This window comes from Novosphingobium sp., assembly GCF_019748365.1.
Taxonomy (GTDB): domain Bacteria; phylum Pseudomonadota; class Alphaproteobacteria; order Sphingomonadales; family Sphingomonadaceae; genus Novosphingobium.
In genome coordinates, this window is sequence record NZ_JAIEPN010000030.1 from 1 (window position 1) to 3,024 (window position 3,024).

Sequence of the window (3,024 nt, forward strand, 5' to 3'; positions counted from 1 at the left end):
ACCGGCCTGATGCGACGAACATGGCGGCACATGCGCAGGCGACATTCTGGTTCGTCCTGCCCTCGTTGCCGATGTTTCTATTGATCCCGGGCCTTCTGCGTCACGGCGTCGGCTTCTGGCCAGCCCTCGCAGCCGGGTGCGGCCTAACCATCCTGCTCTATTTTGCGATGGTCTTCGCACTCCAGCGCCTCGGCATCGCTTTATGACTTCGATCATCAACAAGAGTATCAGCGCAATGATAAACAGCAATCAACGCGCGCTCATTGCTGCTGCTGCAACGATCTTCCTCACCGGATGCGGCCTGATTAAACCACGGGATGCGGGCTACTTCCGGTTCCACGCGGAAGAGGCGAGGCTGGTCGTCACGCGCTGCGAGCGGGGACAGAAAACCGGCAGCGACTGCCAAGCTGCGGCCCAAGCCGTGGCCGAACTCGATGCCGCTGCGCCTCGGCAGGCCCCTGCCAAGGGTGGACGCTGGGTCGAGCATGATCGCCAACAATGAACGGGTGGTGTCGAAGCGAGCCGCCAAGAGCCGGGCCATCAACTGAGACCCCACCACTGGAGAAGAACTGCTATGGTCAGATTTGATAGGACGGTAGTGCTCACGCTGGCAATGGCCGCTGGGCTGATGCCGCTTGCCGCGAGCGCACAACATACCCAACACGCTTCCGGCGCATCGCAGGGTGATGCTTTAGGCCGCCGAGCCGATCCGCCCGCAACCAAGGCCTACCGGGCCGCAAATGCCAAGATGCATGGCGATATGGACGTGGCCTTCACCGGAGATGCCGACGCCGACTTCATGCGCGCGATGATCCCGCACCATGAAGGCGCGATCGCGATGGCCGAAGTTGAATTGAAATACGGCCGCGATCCCGCCGTTCGTCGGCTTGCGGCCGAAGTGGTGGCTACACAGCGGCGCGAAATCGCAGAAATGCGGGCTTGGCTTGCACGCCGGGAAGCCCGCAAATAGCGGCCGACTAGGGCGATCAGCAATCACCGCCGTCAATGGTGGCGGCGGTGATGCCTTGGGCGGGAATGACGATCGTGGTGCCGATCGCGTGCGTGGTAGCGTGCTTGGTATCGGGGATAGTCGGCATAATAGCTATTCCCGTAGTAGGGCTGGGAATGGCGATAGCCATGACTGGAAACCACCACGCCGCCGTGTCGGCCATAGTTGCCGTGGCCTCCATAGCCGCTATGACTGCTGGAATGGCCGCCACCATGATGCTGAGCCAGCGCAGCGCCGGGTGCCAGCGTCGCTAATAGCCCTGTCGCAATCCAGAATAATTTACGCATCTCTACTCTCCCGTCATCGCCATCACGGACGAATGACTTATGCGGCCATGAGTAGAGACTGCCCTTTGAATAGCGACTGAACGTCCTATTGGTCGCGTACAGATGCCACGTGCGCGGCGAAACTGCCGCGCCCGCCCCGAAACTCCCCAACAACTGCGCCCCGATCCCAATGGCCGGACAGAATGCCCCGGCGAGGGATGCTTCCGACCGGCCTCCGGCGCGCGGCGAGTAGCCGCGCGCGGCGCGTGTCACGGTCGATCAGCTCGCCGGTCGAAATATCTACCGCGCTGCGCAGCGGGATCATTCCGGCCGCCATTGCTCGACCAGCGCCGCCATCGCATCGCGGTATCCCCAAGCATCGGGATAAACGGTCGGCTCCTGCGCCAGATACGCCATGTCGATCAGCATATCCTCCGAAATGGATGGATCGCAGTTGCACAGGTGGAGAACCGGGAAGTGCCCCCATGTCGCGCCATCCCACCATGCCAACAAGAAGTCGGCTGCCCGCGATGCTTGTCCGGTATCTGACCCGGCGATCACGATCAGGCGGCAGATAGCCTGACCGACTTCATCGAAGCTGACAGCTCGGATCGCAGGGCGGCGTTGAGGTAGATTCATGAGACTTGGTTCCTGCTGCCTTCAAGGGTGGAAGGGGACGGGGACCAACAGCGCGTCGTCGATCGGCTCGACGTCACGTAGTTCCACCATCACGATCTTCTCTACCCGTTCGGCGCCGGTCGGATCGAGATAAACATAGGTGTGATCCGCAAAGACCGGACTGCACAAGCGCCAGATGACACCTTTCCGACCAACGCGGCGTTCCGCGCGGCCATCATAGGATGCGAAAGCGCCCGCTATGCGGACCCGCTGCGCGATCCGCAGCCAATTGGCTGCGCCGTTGATGACGGCGGCCTGTTCCTCTGGCGAAAGAGCCGGTCGGCCGATGCCGAACGTCGCTTGGGGATCGCGCGCGATCCGGGACAGCTTCTCCTCAACCGGCTCCGGTTTCCAGTCCACGACTGGCCCCGGCGCAGCCTTGTGCATATGCGTCACCGGCTTTCCGCCGAGTAGGTCGGGCTGCACGCCGACAAGGCGGCGGTGGAACATCGCCTTGTGATAGGCGCGTCGCCATTGTGCCTCCGGGGTCAGCGGCTTGCCGGTTGGACCGTCGCGCATGATAGCGACCAGCTCGTTGAAGGTTGCCTCGCTAACGGTCGCGATATTGAGGTCATAGACCAGTCGCGCCGCCACGCCCCGGCCCTCGTCGGGGCCGGGATCGTGAGGGCGCTCATGCCGCCTCGTCCATTTCGGGGGCCGTCTCAACGGCCATGCGGCTCAAAAGCCAATCGGACGCATCTTGCGCGAGGCGGGCGGCGGTGAAGATGCACCGCTTGTCGTTGCGCAGGGCCTGGAGCCAGCTTGCCAGATAGGCGGCATGGTCTTCACGGTCGTGAAGCTTGATGCCGATGGTCGCGCTGACGAACGCCGCTCCAAGCTCGGCAACCAATTCCTCGCGGGCATAGTCCTCGCGATTCGTGGAAATGAGAGACGGGCGGGCAAGTCGGTCAACATGTCCTGTCGCGTGGCAAAGTTCGTGCGCTAGGGTCGAATAATAATCATCGCTGGTGTGGAAGTCGGCAAACTCGGGCATATGTCAACACCGGGATAAAAACGGGCCAGGCACCGGTTTAAAAAGGGGCCAGTTGGGTTGAATAAAAAGCCCCATGG

At 62.2% G+C, this 3,024-nt stretch carries 7 protein-coding genes; 3 read left to right on the forward strand and 4 right to left on the reverse strand.

Annotated elements, in window-relative coordinates; all coding sequences use genetic code 11:
- The 3 genes from K5Q19_RS04440 to K5Q19_RS04450 all read left to right on the forward strand — a co-directional run.
- A partial coding sequence (locus K5Q19_RS04440) for a DUF3147 family protein (protein WP_292941600.1) occupies window positions 1-206 on the forward strand: 206 nt, incomplete at its 5' end.
- On the forward strand, window positions 203-502 hold the full coding sequence (locus tag K5Q19_RS04445; RefSeq protein WP_292941602.1) for a hypothetical protein: 300 nt from the start codon (window positions 203-205) through the stop codon (window positions 500-502). The genes K5Q19_RS04440 and K5Q19_RS04445, both read left to right, overlap by 4 nt.
- A 72-nt stretch (window positions 503-574) precedes the next feature.
- Complete coding sequence (locus K5Q19_RS04450) at window positions 575-970, forward strand: DUF305 domain-containing protein (protein WP_292941604.1); 396 nt, start codon at window positions 575-577, stop codon at window positions 968-970.
- A 16-nt stretch (window positions 971-986) separates the two neighbouring features.
- Here the strand turns inward: K5Q19_RS04450 and K5Q19_RS04455 are convergent, their stop codons facing one another.
- The 4 genes from K5Q19_RS04455 to K5Q19_RS04470 form a co-directional block, all read right to left on the reverse strand.
- Entirely contained in the window at window positions 987-1,172 is a 186-nt protein-coding gene (locus K5Q19_RS04455) for a hypothetical protein (RefSeq protein WP_157228613.1), read from the reverse strand.
- Between the two features lie 424 nt (window positions 1,173-1,596).
- A complete protein-coding gene (locus K5Q19_RS04460) occupies window positions 1,597-1,914 on the reverse strand; it encodes a hypothetical protein (RefSeq protein ID WP_038293167.1) in 318 nt (105 codons plus the stop codon).
- 21 nt (window positions 1,915-1,935) lie between these two features.
- The gene (locus tag K5Q19_RS04465) at window positions 1,936-2,547 is read right to left on the reverse strand and encodes a hypothetical protein (RefSeq protein ID WP_072383883.1); all 612 of its coding nucleotides are present in this window, start codon (window positions 2,545-2,547) and stop codon (window positions 1,936-1,938) included.
- A 37-nt stretch (window positions 2,548-2,584) separates the two neighbouring features.
- Window positions 2,585-2,947 (reverse strand): zincin-like metallopeptidase domain-containing protein, encoded by a 363-nt coding sequence (locus K5Q19_RS04470; protein WP_292941612.1) that lies wholly within the window; start codon window positions 2,945-2,947, stop codon window positions 2,585-2,587.
- Between the last annotated feature and the right edge of the window lie 77 nt (window positions 2,948-3,024).